The sequence below is a fragment of the Pseudomonas sp. UMAB-40 genome, from assembly GCF_900095275.1.
In the GTDB taxonomy this organism is placed as follows: Bacteria; Pseudomonadota; Gammaproteobacteria; order Pseudomonadales; family Pseudomonadaceae; genus Aquipseudomonas; species Aquipseudomonas mandelii_B.
In genome coordinates this window covers 1-26,625 of the sequence record NZ_LT607574.1, presented here as the reverse complement: position 1 = coordinate 26,625, position 26,625 = coordinate 1, and the positions used below count along the sequence as shown (strand labels likewise).

Sequence of the window (26,625 nt, the reverse complement as noted above, 5' to 3'; positions counted from 1 at the left end):
ACCGAGAAAGCGATGCTGAGAAGGATTTGGCGTTTCATGAGGGTGTGCTCCGGGGTGTAGTTGTTGGGTATGGAGCCGATGGTACGCCGCGGATTTTTTATGAGAACTTCATTGAGTTGATGGTGACTATCGATGCGGGCAATGAATACCAAATGCCCGGTTTAGACGCTTCAAGCCTCGCTGATCTTGCTGACGCTGGTGACCTGACCATTCCAGACCATCTCGTAATGCGCTGTTTGAATGATTGATAAAACCGGCTTGGGCGTCATCAGCGCCCAGCAATAACTGCCTTGCATACGCACCGAGTGGTAACGAATCCCTGGACAGCGCGCCTCTTTTACGGACCTGCCCAAGCGCCGCGAGTGCGTGTAGTCGTCAGGGTCATAAACCGGATCAGTCAGCGCAATGGCGGCAGCGTCTTTCATTGCCGCATCCACGAAGGCGCAGGACAACCCCCGAAACACAAACCGCTCATAATTGAGGCTCGGCACATTTGACCAATAAAGACTCTGGTGATGCCGCACCTCGGCCAGCGCCGTGTCCATGGAGTCCGCCAGGTACAACACCCCAAAACTGCCATCGCTGAACCGCGAACCCGACGGGTTGACGTGGGTAAACGGCGCCGTCGCATAAGAGCAGCCAGGGATGCCGAACGGGATTTGATCCCGGGCAATCAACTCAAGATGACCCACTTCATTCTTCAGCCGGGGATTGGTCAGCGCCTGAATCTGATACAGCACCTCAAACTCGTCCGCATCCGCCACGTCATCAAACATCGCAATCGGTGGAAACTTCGAATTGACCAGTCGATAAGCCTGCAGCTGTTCGCCAGCCAGTTCTGCCAGTTCGCTCACCGTCACCATTGCGCACCACGCAGCACGTCAATGCGCTTGAAGGTTTCATACAAGGAAATCATGTCGCCCTGAGCCATGATCTCCAGCGGACTGCGCCCATTGAAAAACTCGTTGTGGTTGGCCATCGACGGAAAGCCGTAGACGTTATCAGGGTTATCGAAGACCAGGCGCAGTGCCGCGTGAATATTGACGACGAAACTGATGCGTTGCATCTGGTCTGAATCCAGCGCCACGGACCACGAAGGATCGCGCTGCCGGGCGCGGGTGTAGGTGCTGCGGGAGATGCGCAGGATGCGACAGGCCTGATCGCTGGTGGCGCTCCACTTTTCGAGGATGCCGACAGCGGCACGCAGGCCTGTTACGCATTGGCTTTTGGTGAACGCTTGTTCCTGTAGGGGGACTGCCATGTTCACAAATCTCCTCTTGAGTCTATGGATTCAAAGATAGGTTTATTGAATCTATAGAGCAAGGCTACCTGACCAATGGACATTGCAGTCGTTATCACTGACTCAATTGAGTGTGCGGTCTGGAGGAGGGGAGAACTGGCTCCTCAAAGCGACTAACTTTCAAGCGGGTATTCCCGCGTTTGTGGGCGGGTTATGGCTATTCAAATTTTTCGGTTTGTAATGAATCGATCTGCGGCCGGGGCCGCTGAAGCGTGAGCGACAAACTGTCTGCCAGGTACCTGGCCTGCTGAGTCGCGGCCTCACGCGCGCGCAGGTCAACGTCTTCCCCCAGGATGGTTTTCTCCACAATCACCGAATGCACATCCGTGATGCCGACAAATTTCAGCCAGGCTTCCACGTAGGGCTTCTGGAAGTCGAAGCGCTCCGCTGGCGTGGTCGACTGCGCCGAAAAATCCAGGCCGCGGGCGTACATCACCACGGCGCGTTTGTTGTGCAGCATGCCTTCCAGGCCGCGCTCCGGGTCAACGCTGAACAGGATGTCCTTCTGCGATACCAAGTCGATGAAGTGCTTGAGTTTGTACGGGATGCTGAAATTCCACAGCGGTACGGACATCACCAATACATCGGCACGGTGCAGGTGCGCAGCCAGTTCTTTCAACGTGTTCCAGGCCTCCTGTTGCGCCGTGGTCAACGGCGTGCCATTGAGTCCGGCGTATTTGGCCTCCATCGCCAGATCATCAAATTCCGGCAGCGCCATGCTCCAGAGGTCGAGGGTGACGATTTCAGTGTCCGGGGTGTTTGCTTGATAACGTGCAATGAAACTGCGAGCGACTTCAAGGGAAGCCGAGCGCTGTTTGCGTGGAGAGCATTGAATATGCAGAAGGGTTGTCATGGCACACCTTGAATGATGAGGGCGGGGCAGGTGAGGAGCATTGCAACATAGTTGTATTTGAAATATAAATCGTAAATTCAAACACGATTAATCACGAATAAAACTATGTTCGATACGTTGCTGCTCAAGACATTTGTCACGGTTGTCGATGAAGACGGCTTCAGCCGTGCCGCCCAGAAGCTGCACCTGACTCAGTCGGCGGTCAGTGGCCACGTGCGGCGATTGGAAGAACAGATTGGAAAGCCGCTGTTGACGCGTACCACCCGTTCCCAGCAACTGACGGCCGATGGCGAGCGCCTGGTCGCTTATGCGCGCACAATCCTCGCGCTGAACCGTGATGCCTGGACAGACCTGACACGCACACCGTTTCACGGGCGGCTGCGGATCGGGGTGTCCGAAGATTTTGTCGAGTCTCGATTGCTGCGCACTGTTCAGGATTTCGCGGCGCAGTACCCCGGGATGGAAATCGAGGTGCAGGTGAACATCCCCGGTTCGTTGCTGGCGCTGATGAAGCAAGGGCAACTGGACGTGGTCATCGGTTCGTTGTGCGAAACCAGCGAAGCGGGGTTGCTGCTGTGGCAAGAGCCGCTGGTGTGGGCGGGGTCGGCGCAACCCGTCATCCGATTACCGACGCCGTTGCCGCTGGCCCTGTTCCCCGCGCCTTGCCCTTATCGCGAAGCCGCGCTGACGAGGCTGGCGCAGGCGGGAATCGCCCAACGCACGGCCATGTTGTGCAGCAGCACCGCCGGGTTGCGGGCGGCGGCACTGGCAGGCTTCGCGGTAGCGCCCATGCCACTCAGTCAGTTGGGGCAGGGACTGACGGTTATCGGGGCTGAACAAGGATTGCCGGCATTGCCGGATGCGCAATGTCGGCTGTTCGCCTCACCTGACGCGGATCAGGCGATGGTGGCAGCGGTCACTCAACTCATTGTGGAGTATTGCTCCACACGCCGGGCTTGATTGGCACAGGCGTAGCGGCATCCATTTGAGTCAGTGATTGCAAGCTGGCAATCTTGGTTGAATGGGCGCCTGTATCTCATAAATGCGGGGAATCTGTATCTATCGAGAATCCCACTGGAGCGGTACGGTCCACAGATCCTCTGTCATTGATGAGCCACCCATGGATCTAACGGATGTTCCCTTTGGTACGACCGATTGGTCGACTGTCGAACCTGTCCAGTACGCTGGACAGACGGGCACCGCCTATTGGCGAACCTGCCAGTTTGGTTCGACGCGTGTGCGGATGGTTGAATACAGTCCTGGTTATCTGGCCGATCATTGGTGCTGGAGAGGGCATATCCTGTTGTGCCTGGAAGGCGAGTTGCACACGGAACTGGAGGATGGTCGCCAGTTCACGCTTACGGCGGGGATGAGCTATCAGGTGGGCAACAACGCTGAGGGGCATCGATCTTTCAGCACCACGGGTGCGAAGTTGTTTATCGTGGATTGACTCTGGTACTGACCACGATCGGCCCATTGCAGAGTCAGGTGCTCATCGACGGACGTTTGTGGCAGCACTGTGCGGCCGTTCTGCCTGTCCAGAGTTTGACTGAACAAAATCAGAGCGTAAAAAAGCCCGGCTTGTCAGGCCGGGCTTCTTGTTGGATGCCGCAGTAAAGCCATTCATTCAGGCAGCGCGGCTTTCGATCAGACGGTCAGAACCACCTTCAGCGACGCGGTTTTCGATCAGACGGTCGGAGCCACCTTCAGCGACGCGGTTTTCGATCAGACGATCCGAACCACCCTCAGCCACACGGCTTTCGATCAAGCGATCCGAGCCGCCTTCAGCGACAACCGGGTGAGCAGAGGTAGCGGCGAAAGCGTTAACTGCAAAAACCGAGAAAGCGATGCTGAGAAGGATTTGGCGTTTCATGATGGTGTGCTCCGGGGTGTAGTTGTTTGGTATGGAGGCGATGGTACGCCCCGGAGTTTTTAAGAGAACTTCATTGAGTTAATGGTGACTATTGATGCGGTCAATGGCTGCCAGAGACCGCCGTCGGCCTGTCACTGATCGGCGACACACAGCTCCCCGGTCGCGCGTATCAATGCCTGACCATGCAGTTGGTCCTTGATCAGACCGGCGCGTGCCTCGCCCAGCCAGTCCGGGCAGTTCGGGTCTTTGCGATAGGGTGCGAACTCAGCGTATTGCTGCAACAGACGGTTTTGCAGTTCATCCAGTTGGGGCCTGATCTGTTTGTTGAGGTCCGGCCGTGGTGTGTCAGGCGCCTTGCCGGCCGCCCGCCAATTAGCGAGCAGCCCGTACTGCACGAGCTTGTTGGCTTCAATCTGTGCGGCGACCAACTCGGCGACCTGTTCCGGGTCCAGTTTGCGTTTAACGGCCATCTTCCTGGCGTTAGCGATAACTTGCGCTTCACGGGCACTGTCCTGGATGGGTTTGCCGCTGTCCCACTTGGTCAGCGCCACCAGATCACCAATGTTCAGGCGCTCGTTCATCGTCACCAGCAGCGGTTGCAAACTCTCGGGCACAGGGGAGGGCGTGCTCGCCTGTGCGCCGCCAGTGAATAAACCGATCAAGGCGCAGGCCAGCAGGTGCGGGATGCGTGGGGAGTGGGGCATAAGCAAAACCTCGTCAGAACTCGGGACTCACACAATCAGGTGTTGTGTATCACATAGGGGCACCAAGCATACAACGCCTGGAGCGCCCGCTGAGTTAGACTGAAACTCGGAACAAACATACTGATTTCAGTCATCACTGTGCAGATTCATGGACAGTAAGGCTGCACCTTCATCATGAAGCGGGTAGACCACAGTGAACCAACTTTTAGCAATGCGTGCTTTTGTACGTGTTGTGGAAACAGGCTCTTTCAGCCGGGCTGCTGACCAACTGGCGCTGCCACGTTCGACGGTCAGCAAGTTGATAACCGACCTCGAAAAGCATCTTGGCATCCAGCTGATGCACCGAACCACCCGCGCGGTCGCCACCACATCGGACGGGCTTGAATACTACAGTCATGCGACGCGTCTGATTACCGAACTGGACTCAGTGGACACCGCCGCGCGTGGTAAAAAGCTCAAGCCTGGCGGACACCTGCGGGTCGATGCGCCGGCCTCATTCGCCAATTGCCTGTTGATACCCGCGTTGCCTGCTTTTCATCGCGAGTATCCCGATATCACCATTGCCTTAGGCATCAGCGACAGGCCCGTGAATATCGTTGGCGAAGGTGTGGATTGCGTGATTCGTGCCGGTGAACTGGATGACATGACGATGATCGGCCGCACGCTTGTCGACCTTCACTACGTCACCTGCGCAGCCCCCGCTTACCTCGAACGCAGAGGGATGCCTGCTTCCCCCAATGATCTCCAGACTAACCATGTTCAGGCAGGCTACTTCTTTGCCGCGACGGGTAAGCCGGAACCCTTGGTTTTCGAGAACGGCACTCATCGACATGAAGTCGGTGACTGCGAATTTTCGACAAATGACGGCAATGGCCTTAAAGAAATGATGCTGGCGGGCCTCGGTATCGGGCAGCACTTCAGGCGCATTGTTCAGCCCTATCTGGACACTGGCGAGTTAGTTGCCGTTTTGGAAGACTGGTCTCGTCCTGCCATGCAGTTTCATGTCCTCTATCCACCCAATCGACATCAAAATGCCCGGCTAAAGGTTTTTATCGATTGGGTGATTCAGACATTCAGAGAAGAGTCGTCCGCTCATTGAAACTCAATGAACAATCGCGGTAACGCGGATTTCAATGCGCATCGTTGGAAGCCCCAGCGCCGCGACTCCGAGTTGTGTCCAGATGGGGGCGTGGTTGGGCATGTACTGGCGATACAGCTTGGCCATCGTCTCGTTGACTATCGGGGGAAAACCTCCGACATGGTAAGAGTTGACGTGGACCACATGCTCCCAACTGGCCCCCGCCGTTGCGAGTGTTCGCTCCAGGTTTTCAAACGCCTGGGCAATCTCGTCTTCGATCCATTCGGGAATCTGCAGTTCGTCATTCCAACCGCCCTGACCAGAAGTCTCTACGCGATCACCCATTTTTACTGCTTGCGAGTAGTGCAACGCATTGAGGAGAGTTTCCCCATAGCCGGGGGTAAGAAAAAACTCGGGTTTGTTCATGGTGTACCTCTTTTCAGTTCGATGGTTGATAGAGGGGCCTATCTGTTGCGGATGCTAATTGACTGAATAAAGGATCAATAGAGGATAAAACTGTCATGACTATCCATGTGTGTGGATAGTTGAGTTGAGTGCTGGCCGCGGTCGAGTTCATGGCCGATTGTGAGCAACGTACACCCTTCGATGCTGCATTGAAGGTCGGTCCGAAACTATCGGCAGCCTGTCTTGAGCGCGGCATGATTGCCCGGGCGATGCCCCATGGCGACATTCTCGGATTTGCACCTCCGTTGATCCTGACCGAGGAAGAAGCCGATCTGATCGTCGACATCACCAAAAGCGCGGTCGATCACGTGGCCAGCGAGATACTGGGTTAGGCCTGATAGATCACCCCCCAAAAAACCGCTCGATCCTTCACCGTTCGGGTGGTTTTTTGTATCGCCAGTTTTGGCCTTGTTAACAAACTGCGAATAGAAGATTGTGACTACATTCTGCCCCGAAACATCCATCAGCTTTGCCACCGGATCTGCCGAGTCTCCGACCGCACCACCATCCAGATGCCGACCCCGGACACTGCCATGCCCGACACCATTTGCCATGACAACGGTTCGTTGAACATGGCCCAGGCCCACAGCATCGTGACGGGTGGGCACAGGTACAAGACGCTGGCCACTCGTGTGGCTGTCGCCCGGCGCAGGCAGACCCAATAAAGCCCGTAGCCGCCTAACGTAGACAATCCCACGGTCCACAGTACGCTCAGCGCAAACCCCATGCTGGGTATCGGCGCCAGGCTACCTTGCGTGCCCTCGATCAGGGCGAATGCAAAACTCGACACGCAGCATTGCAGCCACAGGTTGGGCAGTAGGTCCAGCGATTCAGAGGCATGCAGATGCTTCTGCCAGAGTGTTGCGACGGCGAGCGAAAGGGTGCCGAGCACCGGCAGGCCATACGCCCAGAGGGGCGCGTTACCCCAGGCCAACGCGCCAAGCGTCACCACCACAACGCCAACCAGGCCGATGCCCAGCCCAACCCAGACTTGCCAGGCCAGTTTTTGCCCCAGCACGCCAGCCGCCAGCAAGGCGACGGCCATCGGTAGCAGGTTGGCGAACACCGCAGCAAGACCTGCCGGTACACCCAGGGCGATGCCTTGAATGACGCCGGCCAGATAGCCGGCCATGGCCAGAAGACCGATGCCGGCGTTTTTCAGTAACACGGCAGGGGAGGTTTGCCGTAACTGCCTGGCGACGAAAGGAAACAGGATCAGCGTGACCACGACGCAGCGCCAAAACACCACCAACAAGGCGGGCGCATAATCCATCGAGAATCGCGCGCCGACGAACCCGGAACTCCAGGTCAGAATCAATGCCGCCTCGAGCAGTGGCAGCGGCATCTTCTGGCGCCAGTGGGAGGTGACTTGCGGCTGACAGGAGATCGGTGTGGGCTGGTTCATTGCCACAGGCTATGAAATCGGCCTAATCTAATAAATCAAAATAAAATGCAGCAGTCATTCACGAAGATTAAATCATGACGGCGATACTCGATATCGAGCTGGTACGTACATTTCATGCGGTGGCGCGGATTGGTAAATTCAGTGCGGCGGCCGAGCAGCTGCATAAAAGCCCGGCGGCGGTGAGCGTGCATATCCAGCGGCTTGAAGCGGTGGCCGGCGGCCGCTTGCTGAATCGCGATAATCAATCTGTGTCCCTGACCGCACTGGGCAAGCGTTTGCTCGTGTCGACGACAGAACTGCTGAGCACCCATGACCGGGTGCTGGCCGACCTGCATGGGAACCATCTGGCAGGGCGCATTACCCTGGGTGTACCCGACGAATACGCCGCCCATGTCATCCGCGACATCTTGCCGACCTTCACCGCCGCCTGGCCCAACGTGGTGCTGGAGCTGAAGACAGCCCCCAGTGACTCGCTGCGTGACCAGGTCCAGCGTGGAAAGCTTCAGGCCGCGGTGATTGCCCAAGCCAAGGGGCAACTGACTGCGCAGGCGCAATTTCTCGTCGCCACCACGCCGGTCTGGGTGGGACCTGCGAACAAGTCTCTGGCCTTGATGGATCCGCTGCCGCTGGCCGTGCATGCGGCGCAATGCCCTTATCGGCAAGCCATGGTGGCGTCACTCAAACAAAGCGGCCGACGGTTGCGCGTGGTGCTGGACAGTCCGTCCAACCAGGCCGTCAGCGCCTGCGTGGAGGTCGGGTTGGCGATCAGTCTGATAGACCGCGCACGGGTGACGGAAAACATGCAGATTCTCGACGGTTTGCCCGCCATACCAGAGCATGAGGTCGTATTTATCCGATCGCCGTCGTCAGATGCGGATGAAGCGGTGGATTTGCTCTCCCAAGCCATGCAGCAGCACTTTCGGCTCTAGTCGGTGAGCACGCGAAACCGGCTGGATCAATCAGGTCCTGCTCAATGGCATAGTGAGCAAAGCTGCACTACCGTGTAGGTGTAAGCCCTCGTGCCGCAGTCCTATTCTGGTTGAGAGGTGGGTTTCATGAACAACATCATCTACATCGTCGGGTTAGTGGTGGTCGTCGTGGTGATCCTGTCGTTCCTCGGCTTTGCATAGGTTTCAATGCCTGCACTCCGCCAACACCACCTGGCAGGTGTTCGGCGTGCCACCGGATCGACCGGCATAGCGGATGCAATTATCCAGGGATTTTTTGCGCGCCATGCTCAAGGTGGTGCCCCAGGCCAGACCGCCCTCACCGGCGGTGGGGAGCGCTTTGGCATAGCAGGCCGAGCCGACACTTGCGGCCGAATAACGAGCTGTAGCGGCTTTACCTGCGCATCCTGCGATCAGTGCCAGGCTGATGGCGAGCAGGGAGGGTATGACCCATGACGAGCATGGGCGCGCTGTTTCAACGATCATCCCGTTTCCCCTGTATCAAGAGGCTGGAGGCGTGTTTTTGCGGTCGTGCTCCATTCAGATTAGACCGTGTTGGGCCTGGCCTCGTATCGGCAGCGAGTTTCAGGGAATAACCCGGGATCGCTCGTTAACGCCGCAGCTTTTGCTAGATTTCGGCCTCACTCCAGACCCCGCTGAGCGGGCCGCCCGGCAAACCCTCATTGGCGCGCGCGAGCGGGAAAAGCACCGATACAAATCCGGCATCACGCACTAACCGCACGCCGGTATCCAGCGCCTTGCGCCCGACATCGTCGATTGCTCGGAATAATCATCCGAAACGCCTAGTTGGTCAGTGAAACGGCTATATCAAACGCGTTAATGGGCACGTAGATCAACGTTATTATCGAATACGCTTTTCGCGATTTGGCACTGAATGCGCAGACAGGAAGAATAATCATCAGGACATCCAGGGCGCCCCAAAGCGCTACCGGCGATACTTGAAAGAAAATGATATTCACGAAGAGCCCGAGCACAAGAAAAGTCGACAGGGATAGAAGTGCGTAGCGGCCATCCTGTTCGAAGTAAATGCGAAGCCCGTTTTGCTCGTCCTCACTTCGACTGGGAAGCAATAACGCGGAAGAGACGAAAAGCGAAAGCGCCAACAGAACGAGCAGTAGAAATTCCGCAAACGAAAAGGTCACTTTTATCGAAGGCAGTTGGTTGACGGCCCACCAGAACTCCAGCTGTGTCGTAAAAAGCATGATGGCCCAGACCAGCGCGACCCAATCAGGCGCAGCGGCGCGGCGGATGCGGAACACCGTCAACACACCCAGAAGAAGGCGAGTGACGGAGAGCCCCAATATCATCGAGAGTACCGTGGCAACGATTGGGAAGTTGCTCATAAAACCTCCTGTAACTTACGGTACCGACACGCAGGATCGATCACTCTATTGCGAGCCCACGTAACAACAGAGAAGTGTTGGCAAGCGTAGACCATTGAGCGCCAGGAAAACCAAAGCCGGTCGCATCCTTTCAGAAGGAAACGTCAGGCCAAACGGACAGTCCTGGGGGGAGAAGGCAACTACCGACTGTGCGCCAACGCCGCCAATTGCTCGGTATCCACGCGAACAAAAACGGAGTCGCCAACCGCCGTGAGCACGTCCCCGGCATAGACCTCGCAGATCACACGGGTTTTGCGCCCGACATCGCCTTCCACTTTTGCACGCAGGGTCAGCGGTACACCCATCGGGGTCGGCTTGATGAACTTGATGCCCAGGTTGCCGGTGACGCAATTGATTCGGGGCAGGCTGGCAATTTCGCGGTTTTCCGCACGGTAGTGATAAGCCATCGCCGTCCAATTGGAATGACAGTCCACCAGCATCGCGAGCAACCCGCCGTACACCAAGTCCGGCCAGCCGCAATACATGGGATCAGGCAAGTGCTCGGCGATCACATGCACGCCGTCCTCGTCCCAGAAACTCTTGATGTGAAGGCCGTGCGGATTGCTGCTGCCGCAGCCATAACAAACGCCTTCAGGTGCGGCGGTGTCTTGCAGGGAGGTGTCGAGACTGGACATAACGGGGGTTCCTCAAACTGTGGACCAAAACTGCCGGATTTTAACGCTGCAATCGGAGCGCGGTCACTTGGGAAATCCGTCAGCGTTCCCTGACAACCGCCGTGCTGTTACGCAAGGTCAACTTGAACGGCAACACCACATGCCGTTGTGTGATCGGTTTCTTCTCGATCAGCGCGATCAACATCTCGACGGCTTTCTGACCGAACGTTTCGGCAGGTTGCGAGATGGTTGTCAGCGGTGGATCGCAGTACGCCGCGAACGGGATGTCATCGAAGCCCACCAATGAAATGTCCTCCGGGACGCGCAAGCCCTGTTGTTTGATGCGTTTCAACGCACCGATGGCCATTTCATCGTTTTCGCAAAACAACGCCGTGGGACGGTCAGGCAATTTCAGCATCACGGCGGCGCCGTCATGACCGGCCTTCAGACTGAAATCGCCGTGGCAGATCAGCGCGGCATCCGACGTGATACCGGCCTGTTGCAAGGCGTCCTGATAACCGGCCACGCGATCGCGGGTCAACGGGCTGCTTTTCGGGCCTTTGATCAGGCCGATCCGGCGGTGTCCCAACTCGATCAAATGTTCGGTCATGGCCTTGGCAGCCGCGCGGTTGTCGAGGCTGATGGTGGGATGACGACCGCCCTGAATCACTTCGCAGGCATTGACGATCGGCGGTAAGTCGGCGCTGGGGGAGGGCGCTTCAAAAGGGTCATAGGCGCGCAACTGAATGACGCCATCAGCCTGATGGGCGTAGACCAATTCGGCAAATTCCCGTTCCACTTCCTCGCGGCCCTGGGTGTCGCACAGCAACAGCCGATACCCGGCGAGCTGGGCGGCCTGTTGCGCGCCGCTGATCACCTTGGCGAAAAAAGTGTTGGCGATGGTCGGCACCAGAATCACCAGGTTGCCGGTTCTGCGCGAGCGAAATTGCACCGCCATCTGGTTCGGTCGATAACCGGCTTTTTCCACGGCGGCGTTGACCTTGTCGCGCGTGTCGGGGAGTACCCGCTCAGGCGACTTCAGCGTCCTGGACACCGTGGCGACGGAGACGCCGGCCAGCCTGGCTACTTCGCGGATATTGGACAAGACCACCTCGTTATCGAACTGTGCAGCGGCGAGCTTAGCGCAGGTCAGCGCCACCCCGAAATGTTCCTGGCGATTCATTTCGGGTTTGACACCTCATAAAACAGGGCCTAAATTTCCGTCACGATGTAACCGGTTACATCGGCTTTCGGATGCATTCCTGTAAAGCCGCCGGAAACCGCCTCAAACAGAGAAGCGTTGCGATGAGTGTTGCCGTGCAAAAAATAAGAATGGGCTTTGTTGGTGGTGGGGAGGGCGCTTTCATCGGTCAAGCCCACCGTCAGGCCGCCGGGCTCGATGGCCGTTTTGAGTTGGTGTGTGGCGCGTTCAGTCGCGACGCCCGCAACAATCAGGACACCGGCGCCGCGCTGGGATTGTGCGCTTCCCGTTGCTACAGCGACTGGCGGCAGATGCTGGAGGCCGAGCGTGCACTGCCGGCCGATCAGCGTATGGAGCTGCTGATCATTGTCACCCCCAATCACCTGCACGCGCCGATTGCCAGCCAGGCGCTGAGTGCGGGGTTTCATGTGTTCAGTGAGAAACCGGCGGCGTTGAATCTGGCCGAGTTGCTGCCGCTCAAGGCTGTGCTTGAACGCAGCGATCGCCTCTATGGCCTGGCCCATACGTACCTGGGCAATCCGATGGTCTGGCAGGCGCGGCAGATGGTTCGCGACGGCGTGATCGGCACCGTGCGCAAGGTGATTGTCGAGTACCCCCAGGGCTGGCTGAGCGAGGATGTGGCGGGGCAGGGCAACAAGCAGGCCGGCTGGCGCGACCAGCCTGAGCAGTCCGGGTTGGGCGGCTGCATCGGCGATATCGGTACCCATGCCTTTTCATTGGCCGAATTCGTGGCGGACCAGTCCATCCAGCACCTGTGCGCGATGTTGAATACCCACGTTGCCAGCCGGCAACTGGACGACGACGCCGCGATGCTGTTCAAGATGGCCGACGGCGCGAGTGGTGTGTTGATTGCCAGCCAGGTCTGCGCGGGTGAAGAAAACCCGTTAAAGATCCGCATCTACGGTGACAAGGGCGGCCTGGAATGGCGTCAGGAAGAACCGTCGAGCCTGATCCATCGGTCCCTTGACCAACCGATGCGCGTGCTGCGTTCCGGTGTCGGCCAACCCTGGTTGTGCGACGCCGCGACCCGGCGCATGCGTCTGCCGGCCGGGCATCCCGAAGGCTATCTGGAAGCCATGGCCAACCTCTATGGCGATTTCGCCACGGCGATTCGCAGCAACGTCGATGGCAACGCGGCCCCGGGCGTGCCCGGCATCGACGTCGGACTGCGCGGCATGGCCTTCATCGAAACCGTGATTGCCAGTCATCGTGGCGACACGAAATGGACCGAACTGGTCTGCCCTCAATGAACCCGGAGCACTCGCCCGTGAACCCTACTTCTCAAGCAGGCCTGCGCGGCCCGGGGATCTTCCTCGCGCAGTTCATGTCCGCCGAAGCGCCCTTCGACACCCTGGCCAATATTGCCGAGTGGGCGGCGTCCCAAGGCTACAAGGCGATCCAGTTGCCAACCCTGGGCACGCAATACATCGACCTGGCCCGCGCCGCCGAAAGCCAGGAATACTGCGACGAATTGAAGGCTGTCTGCGCTAAAGCGGGCGTCGAGATCAGCGAGTTGTCGACGCACCTGCAAGGTCAACTGGTGGCGGTGCATCCGGCGTTCGACGCCCTGTTCGATGACTTTGCCCCTACGCACCTGCGCGGCCAGCCGCAGGCGCGCACCGAATGGGCCATCGAGCAGTTGAAGCTCGCAGCCCGGGCCAGCCAGCGTCTGGGGTTGAAGGCTCACGCCACCTTTTCCGGTGCGCTGCTGTGGCCGTATGTCTACCCCTGGCCGCAACGCCCAAGCGGGTTGGTCGAACAGGGCTTTGCCGAACTGGCGAAACGCTGGTTGCCGATTCTTGATTGCTTCGAGGAGGCCGGTGTCGACCTGTGCTACGAAATCCACCCCGGTGAAGACCTGCACGACGGCGCCTCGTTCGAGCGTTTTCTCGAGGCGGTAGATCACCATCCACGCGCCGCGATTTTGTATGACCCCAGCCATCTGCTGCTCCAGCAAATGGACTACCTGGGTTTCATCGATCGCTACCACGCGCGCATCCGCATGTTCCACGTCAAAGACGCCGAGTTCCGGCCCGATGCACGCTCGGGCGTCTACGGCGGTTACCAGGGCTGGGTCGAGCGGCCGGGGCGTTTCCGTTCCCTGGGCGATGGCCAGATCGACTTCAAATCGATCTTCAGCAAACTGACCCAATACGACTTCAGCGGTTGGGCCGTGCTTGAGTGGGAGTGTTGCCTCAAGGACTCCGCCCAGGGTGCCGCAGAAGGGGCGGCGTTCATCGCGCAGCACATGATCACCAAGACGCAGAAGGCCTTCGACGATTTCGCCAGCGTGCAATCCGACGAAGGTTTCAATCGACGATTGCTGGGGTTGCCCGAGGCCTGATCACGACGTTTTTCGTTCCTCTCTCCAACAACAAAAACAATAAGACGGTGACTGTTATGTCCACGATGACCGCGCGCCTGAGCGCCATGATGTTCCTGCAATTCTTTATCTGGGGCGGATGGTTCGTCACCCTCGGTACGTTCCTCGCCAGTAACCTGGGCGCCAGCGGCGGGCAGATCGGCATGGCGTTCTCGACCCAGTCCTGGGGCGCGATCATCGCGCCCTTTGTGATCGGCTTGATCGCCGACCGTTTCTTCAACGCCGAGCGCATCCTCGCGGTGCTGCACCTGGTGGGCGCCGTGTTGCTGTATCAGCTGTATCGAGCGCCGGACTTCAGTACGTTTTACCCGTATGTGCTGGCGTACATGATGGTGTACATGCCGACCCTGGCATTGGTGAATTCAGTGGCGTTCCGGCAGATGAGCGACCCGGCACTTGAGTTCTCCCGCATCCGCGTGTGGGGCACCCTCGGCTGGATCGCGGCCGGTGTGGTGATCAGCTTTGTGTTTGCCTGGGATTCCCAGGCCCTGATTTCGTCAGGCGGGCTGCGCAACACCTTTCTGATGTCGGCGATTGCCTCTCTGGTGCTCGGCCTCTACAGCTTCACCTTGCCGCGCACCGCGCCACGGAAGCCTGAGGTGGGCCGCAGCGGCCTCAAGCAAATGCTCGGGCTGGACGCATTGAGTTTGCTGAAGGACCGCAGTTACCTGGTGTTCTTCATCGCCTCCATTCTGATCTGCATTCCGCTGGCGTTTTATTACCAGAATGCCAATCCGTTTCTGGCGGAGATTGGCGTGACCAACCCGACGGCGAAAATGGCCATCGGGCAGGTTTCCGAAGTGCTGTTCATGCTGCTTCTGCCGCTGTTCATTCAGCGCTTCGGGATCAAGATTGCGCTCTTGGTGGGGATGTTGGCGTGGGCCTTGCGGTATTTGCTGTTCGCCTACGGTAATAATGGCGACCTGGCGTTCATGCTGTTTACTGGCATTGCCTTACACGGTATCTGCTACGACTTCTTCTTCGTGTCCGGCCAGATTTACACCGACGCCAAGGCACCGGAGCGTTTCAGAAGCTCGGCCCAAGGGCTCATTACTTTGGCGACCTACGGCCTGGGCATGCTGATCGGGTTCTGGGTCGCAGGGCAGGTGACCGACCACTATGCGCTGTCGGGCAGCCATGACTGGAAGCACATCTGGTTGTTTCCGGCGGGGTTCGCCCTGGCGATCTTTTTCTGCTTTGCGTTGGCGTTCAAGGGGCGGCAGGCCGCGGTTGTTCAAACGACCGTCTGAACAGCCCCTTGCCCGCATTCGGCTACCAACAGCAACGACTGCGGCACCGGACTTTGCGGGTGCTGCGGCTCTTGCAGAACGGCCAGCCGAAAGCCGGCGATGTCCAGCGCATTCAGCCAGCTGGACAAGGTGCGGAAGTACCATGGCATGGGCTGCCACTGGCCCTTGAACCCGGCAAAGGTTTCTTCCCGCCAGCCATCCTGATAGTCGCCCGCCGCGACAGCCCACGGGTGCAGTGTCTGAATCACCAGCGCACCACCAGGGCCGAGCAGGGCGTTCATGGCGGCGAGCAGGGGGATGATGTCCTGGTGCAGCAAGGCGAAGTTGGCGCAGATCAGGTCGTAATCGCGGCCGATGTCCACCTTCGCCTCCACCAACTCGTCATAGCTCGCCACATGCACCTGCAACGACCCCGACGCCCGTGCCGCCTCGACCAGCGTCGCATCGCCATCTACTCCGACCGCCGTGATGCCCCGTTGAGCCAGCGCGCGCAACAACCAGCCTTCGCCGCAACCCAGGTCGAGCACGCGCTCGGGTTGGCGGCCCAGCACTGCCAACAGGATGGCCTGGTCGGTCACCGTGAGGCGGCTTTCGATGGCACCGCTGCGGATGGCTTCGATCCAGGCGTGGGCGTTATGGTGCCAGCTGTCGAGGAGGGTGGATTCGGAGGCGGCCATGTCGGTGTCTGGCGTTGTGGGTTGGATAGAAGGATAGGACAAGTATCAAGGTTGGCTGATTTCTCAGGGAGGCAAACGGGCCGGGTCACCCCGGCCCGCCAGTCAGGATCAGCTTTGGCAGAACCGAATGCGGTTGCCGAATGGGTCATGGACTTCCAGCACTTGCCCCCAGCCTTGCTGAACGATATCAGGCCGTCCGTATCCGTAACGTTTGCCCTGTAGTTCGTCGCGCAGCATTTCGATATTGTGCATCGGGACAAATATCGTCGATCCCGGGCTCGCATCGCCATGATGTTCGGAAAGGTGGAGCTGCAGACCGTTTCGGCTGATGCCCAGGTACAGCGGCAGATCTGCTTCGAACCGATGCTCGAATTCGACGCTGAAGCCTAGAAAATCAAGGTAGAACTCGCGCGCCTTGGTTTCGTCAAACATCCGCAATATCGGGATGGCTTTATCGAAGGTAATGGCGGGTTGGTCAGGTTCCTGGGAAAGCATCGCAGACGCGGTGTTCCAGTCCTTGTAGCCCAGTTGATGCGCGACCAGTTCAAGCGCGGTTGAGTGAGACGCCTCTTGATGGCGCGCCTCAAGCGAGGCACGCAGCCTCTTGGCCATCTGCTTGGCTTGTTCGATTGAAAACATCGTTCCTCCTGTAGCCAAGGCATTCTGGTGCTCGCGTTGCCAAACCTCGGCTCTCAAGAGATACGACAGGATTTGGGGGGAGAAGCAATGCTTTCACCTTTCCCTTCGGGAGCGAGCGGCGGGCAGCATCGGCCCGGGCTGATGATACACAGCGGTCAATGAGTGCGGAAGTCAGGAGCAGGCGAAACGAGAGCGTTGGCCTATTCGTTAGAAAGCACAACACCGGCGCAAGGCCGGTGTTGTGTTTTCTTCGTGGTGTACACCTCGGGTAGGAGAGAGCAGCGCTACCCGACCGTGTGCCTTAGAAGCGGTACTTCGCCGAAGCCGTAATGCTGCGCGGTGCACCGTATGTCAGGGCGCCGTAGGCATCGAAGATGTCAAAGTACTTCTGGTCGGTGACGTTGTTGGCATTCACCTGGCCCGAGAGGTTTTCCGTGAACTCGTAGCGAGCCATCAGGTTGACCAGCGCATAGGCATCCTGCTGGATTTTCTCGGAATTGCCGGCCGGGTTGAGGGCGTAGGTGTAGATCGAATCCTGCCAGTTAACCCCGCCGCCGATGGTCAGCTTGTTGAAAGCCCCTGGCAGGCGGTAGGTGGTAAAGGTGCGCAGCAACTTGGTCGGGTACAGCGTGTTGACGTCGTCGCCTTTGGCATCTTCGGCTGTGAACTGGGTGTAACCCACCGATGCATTCCAGTCCGTTGCGAGCTCGCCGGAAACTTCCAGCTCGAAACCCTTGCTGGTCGCGCCTTCACTTGCCTCGTAGGCGAAGCCGCCGACCGGGTTTGAAGGATCGATCAGCACGCCAGTGTTCTGGCCCAGATTGTCTTGTTTGATCTGGAAAACCGCCGCGGAGGCGTTCAAGCGGCCACCGAAGTACTCACCCTTCAGGCCCAATTCAGTGCTCTCGCCAACGATCGGTTCCAGTTCCTGGCCACTGCGGTCGCGTACCGATTGTGGCAGGAAGATTTCTGTGTAGCTGGCATAAGCCGAAAGGTTGTCGGTGAGGTCGTAGACAATACCTGCATAGGGTGTCAGCTCATGATCGACATCGATCTTGCTCACTTCCGAGAAGACGTCATCACTGGTCTTCTCGTACCAGCTTTCACGCGCGCCAAGGATCACTTTCAAATCGTCGGTCACATTCAGGCGGGTTGCCGCGTACAGGCCCTTCTGGCGGGTCTCGCTGTAACCGTAGTCGGTCCTCGGGCCCCATACCGGTTCTGCGAAATTACCGTTGTAGGAATCGAAATCGGCGACACCGCCAAAGCCTGTTTGCGCGTCACGTGAGTCGACGTTGAACTTCTGCTTGCTGTCCACATAACCGAAGGCCAATTCGTGCTCGCGACCCAGGAACGAGAACGGGCCATTGAAGCGGATACCGTAGTCATCCTGGGTGGTCTCGGTCTTGTAGGTCGCCGGGAACGAAGACATCGCGGAGCTGCCGTTCCTGCCTGGATTGCCGGACAGGTACAGCAGGGAAGAGTCGCCGGTGCGCTCGCCACGGTTGTAGCTCAGATTGACTTGCCAGTCGTTGGCAAAGGTGTGATCAAGATTGACGAAGTAGGTCTCGTAGGTCGTGTCCCACTTGCTCCATTTGGCGGAAGTTGACTTCGAGCGGCTCCAGTTGGTGCGGCCGCCGTCTGCGTACCAGACTGGCAGGCCACCCCACATCGGCGAGTCGGCGTTGCTTTCTTGCCGGCTCAAGCCGAACCAGAGCGTGGTGTCGGGCGTCAGGTCGATATCCATCGTGCCGTAGAGGGTCTGGCGCTTGTTCGAGTTCATGTCGATCCACGTGTCGCCCTCGTTGGTCTCCCCGACCAGCCGCGCGCGAACGGTGCCTTCCTCGTTCAGCGCCGTGGACACATCAGCCTCGACGCCGTAGGTGTCCCAGGTGCCGGCGCTCAGTTCTACAGAACCCTTCAGGTCTTTACTGTTGGCGCGCTTGCGCACCATGTTGATGGACGCGGATGGATCGCCGGCACCGGTCATCAGACCGTTGGCTCCGCGTACTACTTCAACGCGGTCATACATGGCCAGGCTGCTGAAAATTTCCCCCGAGCTCCATGGTTGCTCGTAGATGGTGGGCACGCCATCGATCATCAGCGAGTTGAGCTCAAAACCTCGGGCGTTGAACTGCGCCCGGCTGGTCTCGTAGCGGTTGACCGACACACCGGTGGCATTGTTGACCACGTCGAGGATCGTATGCAGATCCTGGTCCTGTATGCGTTGCTGAGTGATGACGCTGACCGACTGGGGCGTCTCCCGCAGCGACATGCTCAACGGCGTGGCCGTGCGTGCAGCTTCAGTCGTGTAGGAGTTGGTGTCTTCGGTGACGGCGTTGCGTTCGCGAATGGCCGTCTCCGTGATCGCGATAGGGGCCAAGGTCACAGAGCTTCCAGTCTTCGTCTGCTCAGTCTGTTCCGCCGCCTGCACGATGGGCGCAGTGATGGCGATACCGGCTGCCAGCATGTGCACTGCGAGCGCCAGGGGGCGCAAGGTCGAAGGCAAGCGCGGCGTCACGGAGGCTTGTGAACACAGGGAGATTGGGGCGGTCATGCGGACACTCATTTGATTTTGCTGTTATTGAGAATCCGTATCATACGCAATAGAAATTGATTCTGGAATAGGATTTATACTCATTTGAGATCTGTTATCAAATGTGATGCGTCCAGCGTATTGCCGTGCACGCCTGGAGGGGGCGACGCTGATCGTAGACTCAGGCTGATCGGACTGCCGTCGGAGAATGTCGGAGGCAGCAATCGATCCGAGGCAGAATCACCCCGGACCGATACGCGGCCCAAAAAGCGGCGACGTGTTTAGCACGTCAAGGCTGGCGAGACTCGCCTGTCGGGCTGCTCAAGTACATGGCCGTCACACCAACGCGCGAGAACACCAGCCACACAAACAGCAGCACACTGCAACCGATGAGGAGGGAGGCGACGCCTATCAGCGGCTCGACTGACGGGAAGCCCTTGAGTCGCAGCGTCAGTGCGCCGAGCATCACCGGGACGCCAACGTTGTACGCCCAGAATTGCGCTGCAGCCACGCGCCCTTCGGTGATGGACGGGTGGGCGGTGCCGATAATGCCGAACAGGGCCATCGACACCCATCCCAACAGATTGACATGGGCATGTACCGCGAAGAGCGAATGATCGCCGGAAGCGCCCATTGCCACGCCCAGCGTCACGCCAATGGCAAAGTAGAGGGCAGCGAGCCGAAACCAGGTCCGCGAACAGGGTGTGTGATTCATGGCATTCACCTCATGCGCCCAGAGGCGCGTTCAGTTACTGAAACAATTGATGTGAAGTCGTCGCGCGGTCGTGCGGGCGACCTCTTGTTGGTTGGATATCGAGTGTCTATTATGAGACTCGTGTCTCACGACAAGACAGGATCTCATTTACTCCATGACAAATTCGAAGTCAAGCCCGTCCAGCGGTAACGGCGATCAGGGCCGCGACAACCAGAAGCGCCGAACGCGCCAGGCGCTGATCGATGCCGCCATCGCCTTGCGCGACGAGGGCCATAACCCGACGGTTGCGCAAGTGGCCGAGCGCGCGATGGTGTCGCGCGCCACGGCGTATCGCTACTTTCCGTCGACGGAGGCGTTGATCAGCGAGACGGCGGCAGACCGTGACATGACGCCGCTGGAGCAGATCTGGCGGCCCGGGGACGATCCGGTCAAGGGCATCGGTCTGGCGGCGAACGCGCTGAACAAGCTCTTGATCGACGACGAGATCGGCCTGCACGTGATGGAGCGTTCGTTCATGACGGTGTGGCTCGAAAACGAATCCCGTGAGGCACCCCTGCGGCCGGGCCGACGCATGAGCTACATCGAGCCGATTGTCGACTCGCTGAAGGACGTGCTTTCACCCCGGGCGCGAAAGCGATTGAAGCAGGCGCTGTCGATCGTCATGGGCACCGAGGCGTTGATCGCCGTGCGCGATATCAGTCGCGCGAGCGTCGAAGAGTCACTCGACGCCGCCGCCTGGGCGGCTCGGGCACTGGTGCGTCAGGCACTGGCGGAGGAGGAAGAGGCACGACGAAAACGCAATACGACGAGCTCGCGGTCTTCTGCTCCGTGACACCGAATATCCCTAAACTGCCTGTGACCCTGGCCGATACCTATCAAACGCAAAGATGGCCAATGCTCGCAGGCCAATCGCAGACCCCAACCATTTTTCGCGACACCCTCCAAGGACGGTACTTTGAATCACGTCAACACCCACACGCCTCAAATATTCACCACCGTGTCGCCATTGGTTTGGTTGTCGGTTCTGGCAAGCGTCTTCATCGCCGGGTGTTCCAGTTCGCCCCCACCGGTCAGCCCGATCGACCGCGACCCTTGCCTGGATGACGGCCCAGTCCACAGCGCGGCCTACGATACGTGTGTGCAAGATCGGGAATTCGACAAAGCCTTGGCATACAAAGCACTTTTCGAAGATCTCGGGCCCTCTTTCCGGCAACAGACACTCGCCAACCCGGCTGAGGGTGACTTTCAGTTATCCGACTTCCCAGACAGCGAAGGTCCTATGACCTTCCGTGTGACTCCGTCGATATCCGCGACGGAAAAGCAGGCGCTGCCGTTCAAAATCAGGGTCACCTGGAAATACGTCTCCAAGACTTTCCGACCGAGATCCCGGGACCTGGTCCGGATGGATGAAATGCAGGCCCTGATACAGCCGGCCGTGGAGGAGAACGGGTTAGCGAAGTTAGTGTGCACGGTCACCGGTGAAAAACAGCGGGTGTGGACCTTCTACACCCAAAACGCCGATGCTTTCATCGCTAGGGCACAGGCCGCCTTGGCACCGACCGGGCCATACCCTGTCGAGTTGAGCGCAGGCAAAGAGCCCGCGTGGCGCGCCGACGAGCTCACGGGAGATAACCTGCATCGGGAAATCCGGATCACGCCAAAACGGTGCGTGGAGTGATGTAAACCTGGGTACAAATCGGTGGTCAGGCCCGCCCATCACGACAATGGGCAGGCCCGTGCAACGCAGCTTTCAGCGCAAGGTGCGGAAGGCTGCACGCAATTCTTTGGCGAACAACTCAGGTTGTTCCCACGCTGCGAAATGGCCGCCCTTTTCGACTTCGTTGAAGTAGATCAGGTTGGGATAGGCGCGCTCGGTCCAGGTTCTCGGCGCCTGATAGATTTCACCAGGGAACACGGTCACTGCGACAGGGATCTTGATATCCCGGGTCTTCTGTTCCACGGCGTTGAAGTTGTTGGTGTTGTTTTCCCAGTACAGGCGAGCGGACGAGATCGCGCTGTTGGTCAGCCAATACAGTGAAATACCGTCGAGGATCTCGTCCTTGGTCAGGGATTTTTCCGCGTCGCCGCCGCTGTAGGTCCACTGGTTGAATTTGTCGAACATCCACGCGGCCAGGCCTGCGGGTGAATCCGATAAACCGTAGCCGACGGTTTGTGGCCGGGTGCTCATCATGGCGCCGTAAGCCGCATTTTTGCCGAAGAAGGTTTTCAGCGACTCATAGGCCGCAGTCTCCTTGGCCGACAGACCGGCCGGAGGCGGGGTGCCGTCGTTGATCGCCTTGGCGACATCGGCAGGCACGGTGGCCGGCATGTTCACGTGGATCCCCAGCAAGCCGGGCGGTGCCTGGCGTCCCATGGCGTCGGCGATCACCGAGCCCCAGTCGCCACCTTGCGACACGTAGCGCTTGTAGCCCAGGCGCTTGACCAGCACATCCCACGCCACGCCGATACGGTCGGGACCCCAGCCGCCGTCGGCGGGTCTCTGCGAGAAACCGTAGCCGGGCATCGAGGGAATGATCACGTCGAAGGCATCTTCGGCGCGACCGCCGTAGGCCGTCGGATCGGTCAACGGGCCGATGGCTTTGGTCAGTTCCAGAATCGAACCGGGCCAGCCGTGGGTGAGCAGCAGTGGCAGGGCGTTGGGGTGTTTCGATTTGACGTGGATGAACTGGATGTCGAGGCCGTCGATGTTGGTCACGAACATCGGCAAGGCATTGAGTTGGGATTCAACCTTGCGCCAATCGTATTGCGTACCCCAGTAGCCCACGAGCGCCTGCAGTTTCGCAAGCTGCACGCCCTGGGATTGATCGTTGACCGTTTCGCGGTCAGGCCAACGGGTCGCCAGTACGCGTCTGCGCAGATCAGCCACCGCGTCTTCAGGAATGTTGACCTTGAAAGGACGGATCGAGCTGTCCTTCTCGACGGTGGCGGCGACCTCCGGTGGCGTATTGGCCCGGGCGTAAGAGGGCGAGACGAGGGCGACCAGTGCGAGGGCACCAGCGGTTGCTGAAACAGCTAACAGGCAGCGTCGGAATGCGGCAAACGATAGTGCTGACATGGTCGTTCTCCAAGGGGATTTGGACGATATTTTTCGAACGCGATGGGTTCCGACCTAGTTCAGGAAGGCATTGGCTTGCTGCACAAAATCGTTGGCATATTGGAATAACGCGCCGTGCCCCGAGCTTGGATAGATCAGCAACTTGGCGTTCGGAATATGCTGTTGCAGCGTGTAGGAGTTCTCGGTGGGCACCATCACGTCCTTGCTGCCGTTGACCACCAGGGTGGGCTGGGTAATCTGGCTCAATTGCGAAAAAGTGCCGTCACCGGGAACGCTCCACTTGCCCAGCGCCGCCCCTTGGGCCGCGATGATTTTCATCGAACTGAGCTTGTCGAGGCCTTCCGTGCGTTGGTGACGCCGTTCCCAGAATTCCCGGGCCGCCTGCTGGCTTGCCGGCGCCGGATCGAAAAACAGGTAAGCGGTCTCTTCCTGCGTGGCAATCGATTCGCGCAGCGCGATCCCGGGGACCCGCGGATCATGTCCCGATACTCCGCCGCGTGGCGACGTTCCCGCCAGGATCAGTCGGCGCACCAGTTGCGGATGACGCAGCGCAACTTCCTGCGCCACCATGCCGCCGATTGAGAAGCCCAGTAGATCGACCTGCTTCAACCCGCGGGCCTGGGCAAAGGCGGCGACGTGGTCGGCCATGGCTTCGAACGAATCGGGTGTTTCGCCGCTGCTAAGGCCTACGCCGGCATTGTCGAACAGGTAGACCGGTCGCTGCTGTGCAAGGCCATCGGTCACTGCCGGGTCCCAGTAATCCATGTTGCCGCGAAAGTGCTGGAGCAAGATGACAGGAACGCCCGTCTCGGCCCCGAACTGGCGATAGGCATAACGCACGCCGTCAGCTTCGACGAATTGATTGGGTGCGCTGTTGTGCGTGGTCGCCGACGCCGCAATGGCGCCGCTGACCGCAATGGCAAAGACAGCCCCGAGGGCCAGTCGCTGGAAGAGGTGCATGATGAGCTCCTTTACGCGACGGTTTCGGGGTTCAGATAAGCCGCTTGCCCAGTCGACAGGCTGGCCTTGATGATGCGTGTGCCTTCGTCTGCGAGCACTTCTTTCAGACCGGCTTCCACGCCGTCCAGCGACTGGATCACGACGTCGGATGGCTGGACTTTCGGCACGTCAAAACCATGGGTCAGGTCGGTGTCGATGAAGCCCACGTGCAAGCCTTGCACGCTGGTGCCCTGGTCATGGAGTTCGATCCGCAGCGAGTTGGTGAAGCTCCACGCTGCCGCTTTCGATGCCGCGTAAGCGGACAGGAAAGGTGCGGCGACCCAGGTCGCATCCGACAGCACGTTGACGATCGCGCCGCCGCCGTTGGCTTTAAGCACAGGGGCGAAGGCTAGGCTGACGTGCATCACGCCGTAGTAATTGGTTTCAAAGATTTCGCGAGCGGCTTCCACCAGGCCAGGATCAAGCATGGATGGCAGCAGGCGGGCGATGCCGGCATTGTTGACCAGCAGCGTCACGTCGCCCGCTTGGGCCACTGCAGCGGCCACGGATGCTGGGTCGCTGACGTCGAGGCGAATGGCGATCACCCCCGGAATGTTGACGCCTTCGGGGTTGCGTACCCCGGCGTAGACCTTGCTCGCGCCGCGCGCCACGAGTTCTTTTGCGAACGCGAGGCCAAGACCACGATTTGCGCCGGTAACGAAAGCAACGGAATTTTTTATTTTCATGAGGTGTACTCCGATTGGATGAGCGGTTATCGCCCTGTAAGATTGCGCTCGCAATCATTGAATTAATAATGGTGGTCGCATTTATTAAAGTCAACATAAATATTTCGAGCGTAATAAAACCTTATAAACATTGGTTTTCCTTTAATTGCGAATGCAACCATAGTGTGCAAGAGTGAGCGCAGAGGAGCCTCATCATGAAAATATCGAAAGAAAAATCAGAAGCCAATCGCGCCGCCCTGGTGGAGACCGCCAGTCGCCTGTTTCGCCAGAAAGGGATCGACGGGGTAGGGGTTGCCGAAATCAGCAAGTCGGCCGGTTTGACCCACGGCGCGCTGTACGCGCACTTCCCGTCAAAGGAAGCGCTTGCCGCCGAGGCACTGGCGTGGAGCCTGGAGCAGGGCAATGCCAAGCTCTATACGGGCACGATTGATGGCGAGCCGGACCTGGATCGTTTCCTGTCCGACTATCTGGCGGTGGACAGCCTCGACGACTACGCCGAGAGCTGCGCAATGGCTGCGTCCGCCAGCGAAATCGGCCGTCAGGATCTTGCGATCAGCGCGAAGTTCTCCGAGGGCTACATGGTGCTGGTGCGGGCGTTTGAGCGCAGGGTTGCCGCCAACAACCCCGACGTCGACGCGCTGGCCACGGCCATGGGCATCGTCGCGGCAATGGTCGGCGCGCTCTCTGTTGCGCGGGCTACGGCAAAGGCCAGGCCAGAGGTGTCGGCCCAGGTGCTGCGGGGCGTGCGTCTGATGATCGACGCTGCGTTGGGCAAAAAGGTGTAGCGGGAAGTCTGCCGCAAGGGCACCTTGCGGCTGGGGTCTGCGACACAGGACTAACTTTGTGGCACCACCCGCGCTTCGCTACCGGAACCCTCGACATAAACGTTCATGCCTTTGGTCAGCGCCGGGTTGATGGGTTGGGTCACTGAAACCAATACGCCGCTGTTGGTCCGCACGATGATCTGCTGTGCGTCCTTCGGTTGATCGTATTTTTTCTTTTCCGCGTAGTTACCGCCTGCCGCACCGGCCAGCGCGCCGGCGACCATCGCAACGTCCCGACCGGTGCCACGTCCGACCAGGCTGCCGAGAGCGACACCGCCGATGCCGCCTAATATGGCGCCCACGCCGCTGTCGTGGTTGGTCTGCATCTGCGTCTGCGTAATCTGTTCGATTTTCCCCGAGCGAATTTCCATCTCACCCGCGCCTCCGCTCCCGGCGTCGACCGCGACACAGGAGCTCAGCGCCAGACCCAACAGAGCAGTCGTCAACCAGTAAGCGATGGTTTTCATAGTCAAACCCCAGGATGTTCGAAGAAGTTATCTCGCAAACGCGTCAACTCACATTAGACGAAAAAATGGGGCATGGGCCGGATTAGCTGCCGGGGTGTGATCATTGAGTAAATGGAACGCGCAAAAAAGCCCGGCTGATTAGGCCGGGCCTTTCGTTGAGTGCATCGGTAAAGCCATTCATTTATGCAGCGTGGCTTTCGATTAGACGATCCGAACCACCTTCAGCAACGCGGTTTTCGATCAGACGATCCGAACCACCTTCAGCGACGCGGTTTTCGATCAGACGATCCGAACCACCTTCAGCAACACGGCTTTCGATCAAACGATCCGAACCACCCTCAGCCACACGACTTTCAATCAGACGATCCGAGCCGCCTTCAGCGACAACCGGGTGAGCAGAAGAAGCGGCGAAAGCGTTAACTGCAAAAACCGAGAAAGCGATGCTGAGAAGGATTTGGCGTTTCATGATGGTGTGCTCCGGGGTGTAGTTGTTTGGTATGGAGGCGATG

General features: G+C 58.9%; 28 protein-coding genes and 3 pseudogenes. 11 read left to right on the top strand and 20 right to left on the bottom strand.

Annotated elements, in window-relative coordinates:
* Positions 1-170: 170 nt before the first annotated feature.
* From K0F88_RS27255 to K0F88_RS27245, 3 genes are all read right to left on the bottom strand, one after another.
* The gene (locus tag K0F88_RS27255) at positions 171-863 is read right to left on the bottom strand and encodes an RES family NAD+ phosphorylase (RefSeq protein WP_094467889.1); all 693 of its coding nucleotides are present in this window, start codon (positions 861-863) and stop codon (positions 171-173) included.
* Positions 857-1,261, bottom strand: coding sequence for an antitoxin Xre-like helix-turn-helix domain-containing protein (locus K0F88_RS27250; protein WP_094467888.1), 405 nt, complete (start codon positions 1,259-1,261; stop codon positions 857-859). The genes K0F88_RS27255 and K0F88_RS27250 overlap by 7 nt, the downstream gene beginning before the upstream one ends.
* A 196-nt stretch (positions 1,262-1,457) precedes the next feature.
* Complete coding sequence (locus tag K0F88_RS27245; RefSeq protein WP_094467886.1) at positions 1,458-2,153, bottom strand: FMN-dependent NADH-azoreductase; 696 nt, start codon at positions 2,151-2,153, stop codon at positions 1,458-1,460.
* A 105-nt stretch (positions 2,154-2,258) separates the two neighbouring features.
* On the opposite strand from K0F88_RS27245, the gene K0F88_RS27240 reads away from it, so the two are divergent.
* Both K0F88_RS27240 and K0F88_RS27235 read left to right on the top strand, forming a co-directional pair.
* A complete protein-coding gene (locus K0F88_RS27240; protein WP_094467885.1) occupies positions 2,259-3,113 on the top strand; it encodes a LysR substrate-binding domain-containing protein in 855 nt (284 codons plus the stop codon).
* Between the two features lie 160 nt (positions 3,114-3,273).
* The gene (locus tag K0F88_RS27235) at positions 3,274-3,603 is read left to right on the top strand and encodes a DHCW motif cupin fold protein (RefSeq protein ID WP_010459253.1); all 330 of its coding nucleotides are present in this window, start codon (positions 3,274-3,276) and stop codon (positions 3,601-3,603) included.
* 180 nt (positions 3,604-3,783) lie between these two features.
* On the opposite strand, the pseudogene K0F88_RS27230 reads toward K0F88_RS27235, so the two are convergent.
* A pseudogene (locus K0F88_RS27230) lies at positions 3,784-4,026 on the bottom strand (phage infection protein); the annotation flags it as partial.
* 131 nt (positions 4,027-4,157) lie between these two features.
* Positions 4,158-4,730 carry a chorismate mutase gene (locus tag K0F88_RS27225; RefSeq protein WP_094467907.1) on the bottom strand — a complete coding sequence of 191 codons (573 nt, stop codon included), beginning with the start codon at positions 4,728-4,730 and terminating at the stop codon, positions 4,158-4,160.
* Between the two features lie 193 nt (positions 4,731-4,923).
* On the opposite strand from K0F88_RS27225, the gene K0F88_RS27220 reads away from it, so the two are divergent.
* Positions 4,924-5,829 carry a LysR family transcriptional regulator gene (locus K0F88_RS27220; RefSeq protein WP_257605362.1) on the top strand — a complete coding sequence of 302 codons (906 nt, stop codon included), beginning with the start codon at positions 4,924-4,926 and terminating at the stop codon, positions 5,827-5,829.
* Between the two features lie 3 nt (positions 5,830-5,832).
* Here K0F88_RS27220 and K0F88_RS27215 read toward each other — a convergent pair whose 3' ends face one another.
* A complete protein-coding gene (locus K0F88_RS27215; RefSeq protein WP_219097288.1) occupies positions 5,833-6,234 on the bottom strand; it encodes a RidA family protein in 402 nt (133 codons plus the stop codon).
* A gap of 128 nt (positions 6,235-6,362) precedes the next feature.
* On the opposite strand from K0F88_RS27215, the pseudogene K0F88_RS27210 reads away from it, so the two are divergent.
* Positions 6,363-6,605, top strand: a pseudogene (locus tag K0F88_RS27210) (aspartate aminotransferase family protein); the annotation flags it as partial.
* A gap of 131 nt (positions 6,606-6,736) precedes the next feature.
* Here the strand turns inward: K0F88_RS27210 and K0F88_RS27205 are convergent.
* A complete protein-coding gene (locus K0F88_RS27205; protein ID WP_094467903.1) occupies positions 6,737-7,678 on the bottom strand; it encodes a DMT family transporter in 942 nt (313 codons plus the stop codon).
* 74 nt (positions 7,679-7,752) lie between these two features.
* Here K0F88_RS27205 and K0F88_RS27200 point away from each other — a divergent pair, with 74 nt between their 5' ends.
* On the top strand, positions 7,753-8,607 hold the full coding sequence (locus K0F88_RS27200; protein WP_094467902.1) for a LysR family transcriptional regulator: 855 nt from the start codon (positions 7,753-7,755) through the stop codon (positions 8,605-8,607).
* 204 nt (positions 8,608-8,811) lie between these two features.
* Here the strand turns inward: K0F88_RS27200 and K0F88_RS27195 are convergent, their stop codons facing one another.
* The 4 genes from K0F88_RS27195 to K0F88_RS27180 form a co-directional block, all read right to left on the bottom strand.
* Positions 8,812-9,111 carry a hypothetical protein gene (locus K0F88_RS27195; protein ID WP_094467901.1) on the bottom strand — a complete coding sequence of 100 codons (300 nt, stop codon included), beginning with the start codon at positions 9,109-9,111 and terminating at the stop codon, positions 8,812-8,814.
* 317 nt (positions 9,112-9,428) lie between these two features.
* Positions 9,429-9,989 carry a hypothetical protein gene (locus tag K0F88_RS27190; RefSeq protein WP_094467899.1) on the bottom strand — a complete coding sequence of 187 codons (561 nt, stop codon included), beginning with the start codon at positions 9,987-9,989 and terminating at the stop codon, positions 9,429-9,431.
* 179 nt (positions 9,990-10,168) lie between these two features.
* Positions 10,169-10,663, bottom strand: coding sequence for a PaaI family thioesterase (locus K0F88_RS27185; RefSeq protein ID WP_219097287.1), 495 nt, complete (start codon positions 10,661-10,663; stop codon positions 10,169-10,171).
* A gap of 79 nt (positions 10,664-10,742) precedes the next feature.
* On the bottom strand, positions 10,743-11,747 hold the full coding sequence (locus K0F88_RS27180; RefSeq protein WP_094467912.1) for a LacI family DNA-binding transcriptional regulator: 1,005 nt from the start codon (positions 11,745-11,747) through the stop codon (positions 10,743-10,745).
* A 227-nt stretch (positions 11,748-11,974) separates the two neighbouring features.
* Here K0F88_RS27180 and K0F88_RS27175 point away from each other — a divergent pair, with 227 nt between their 5' ends.
* From K0F88_RS27175 to K0F88_RS27165, 3 genes are read left to right on the top strand one after another with little or no spacing between them, the layout of a single operon-like run.
* Positions 11,975-13,114 (top strand): Gfo/Idh/MocA family protein, encoded by a 1,140-nt coding sequence (locus tag K0F88_RS27175; protein WP_219097344.1) that lies wholly within the window; start codon positions 11,975-11,977, stop codon positions 13,112-13,114.
* On the top strand, positions 13,111-14,208 hold the full coding sequence (locus tag K0F88_RS27170) for a sugar phosphate isomerase/epimerase (protein WP_094467896.1): 1,098 nt from the start codon (positions 13,111-13,113) through the stop codon (positions 14,206-14,208). Before K0F88_RS27175 ends, K0F88_RS27170 begins: the two co-directional genes overlap by 4 nt.
* Positions 14,209-14,264: 56 nt before the next feature.
* Entirely contained in the window at positions 14,265-15,497 is a 1,233-nt protein-coding gene (locus K0F88_RS27165) for a nucleoside permease (protein WP_094467895.1), read from the top strand.
* Here K0F88_RS27165 and K0F88_RS27160 read toward each other — a convergent pair.
* From K0F88_RS27160 to K0F88_RS27145, 4 genes are all read right to left on the bottom strand, one after another.
* The gene (locus K0F88_RS27160; RefSeq protein ID WP_094467894.1) at positions 15,482-16,174 is read right to left on the bottom strand and encodes a bifunctional 2-polyprenyl-6-hydroxyphenol methylase/3-demethylubiquinol 3-O-methyltransferase UbiG; all 693 of its coding nucleotides are present in this window, start codon (positions 16,172-16,174) and stop codon (positions 15,482-15,484) included. The two genes, K0F88_RS27165 and K0F88_RS27160, sit on opposite strands and share 16 nt — an antisense overlap.
* 108 nt (positions 16,175-16,282) lie before the next feature.
* Positions 16,283-16,813, bottom strand: a complete 531-nt coding sequence (locus tag K0F88_RS27155) for a glyoxalase superfamily protein (RefSeq protein ID WP_094467893.1) — start codon at positions 16,811-16,813, stop codon at positions 16,283-16,285.
* Between the two features lie 301 nt (positions 16,814-17,114).
* On the bottom strand, positions 17,115-19,370 hold the full coding sequence (locus K0F88_RS27150; RefSeq protein ID WP_094467892.1) for a TonB-dependent siderophore receptor: 2,256 nt from the start codon (positions 19,368-19,370) through the stop codon (positions 17,115-17,117).
* Between the two features lie 268 nt (positions 19,371-19,638).
* Positions 19,639-20,064 carry a hypothetical protein gene (locus K0F88_RS27145; protein WP_094467891.1) on the bottom strand — a complete coding sequence of 142 codons (426 nt, stop codon included), beginning with the start codon at positions 20,062-20,064 and terminating at the stop codon, positions 19,639-19,641.
* Positions 20,065-20,218: 154 nt separating this feature from the next.
* On the opposite strand from K0F88_RS27145, the gene K0F88_RS27140 reads away from it, so the two are divergent.
* Together K0F88_RS27140 and K0F88_RS27135 are read left to right on the top strand one after the other, a co-directional pair.
* A complete protein-coding gene (locus K0F88_RS27140) occupies positions 20,219-20,896 on the top strand; it encodes a TetR/AcrR family transcriptional regulator (protein WP_094467890.1) in 678 nt (225 codons plus the stop codon).
* A 123-nt stretch (positions 20,897-21,019) separates the two neighbouring features.
* Positions 21,020-21,742 (top strand): DUF695 domain-containing protein, encoded by a 723-nt coding sequence (locus K0F88_RS27135; protein ID WP_257605361.1) that lies wholly within the window; start codon positions 21,020-21,022, stop codon positions 21,740-21,742.
* 72 nt (positions 21,743-21,814) lie between these two features.
* Here K0F88_RS27135 and K0F88_RS27130 read toward each other — a convergent pair whose 3' ends face one another.
* From K0F88_RS27130 to K0F88_RS27120, 3 genes are read right to left on the bottom strand one after another with little or no spacing between them, the layout of a single operon-like run.
* Positions 21,815-23,140 (bottom strand): epoxide hydrolase family protein, encoded by a 1,326-nt coding sequence (locus K0F88_RS27130; protein WP_219097286.1) that lies wholly within the window; start codon positions 23,138-23,140, stop codon positions 21,815-21,817.
* 54 nt (positions 23,141-23,194) lie between these two features.
* On the bottom strand, positions 23,195-24,100 hold the full coding sequence (locus K0F88_RS27125; protein ID WP_219097285.1) for an alpha/beta fold hydrolase: 906 nt from the start codon (positions 24,098-24,100) through the stop codon (positions 23,195-23,197).
* 11 nt (positions 24,101-24,111) lie between these two features.
* The gene (locus K0F88_RS27120) at positions 24,112-24,825 is read right to left on the bottom strand and encodes an SDR family oxidoreductase (protein ID WP_219097284.1); all 714 of its coding nucleotides are present in this window, start codon (positions 24,823-24,825) and stop codon (positions 24,112-24,114) included.
* Between the two features lie 194 nt (positions 24,826-25,019).
* Between K0F88_RS27120 and K0F88_RS27115 the strand changes: the two genes are divergently transcribed.
* Positions 25,020-25,610, top strand: coding sequence for a TetR/AcrR family transcriptional regulator (locus K0F88_RS27115; protein WP_219097283.1), 591 nt, complete (start codon positions 25,020-25,022; stop codon positions 25,608-25,610).
* A gap of 50 nt (positions 25,611-25,660) precedes the next feature.
* Here the strand turns inward: K0F88_RS27115 and K0F88_RS27110 are convergent, their stop codons facing one another.
* Positions 25,661-26,116 carry a glycine zipper 2TM domain-containing protein gene (locus tag K0F88_RS27110; RefSeq protein ID WP_219097282.1) on the bottom strand — a complete coding sequence of 152 codons (456 nt, stop codon included), beginning with the start codon at positions 26,114-26,116 and terminating at the stop codon, positions 25,661-25,663.
* 184 nt (positions 26,117-26,300) lie between these two features.
* Positions 26,301-26,582, bottom strand: a pseudogene (locus tag K0F88_RS27105) (phage infection protein); the annotation flags it as partial.
* Positions 26,583-26,625 lie beyond the last annotated feature (43 nt).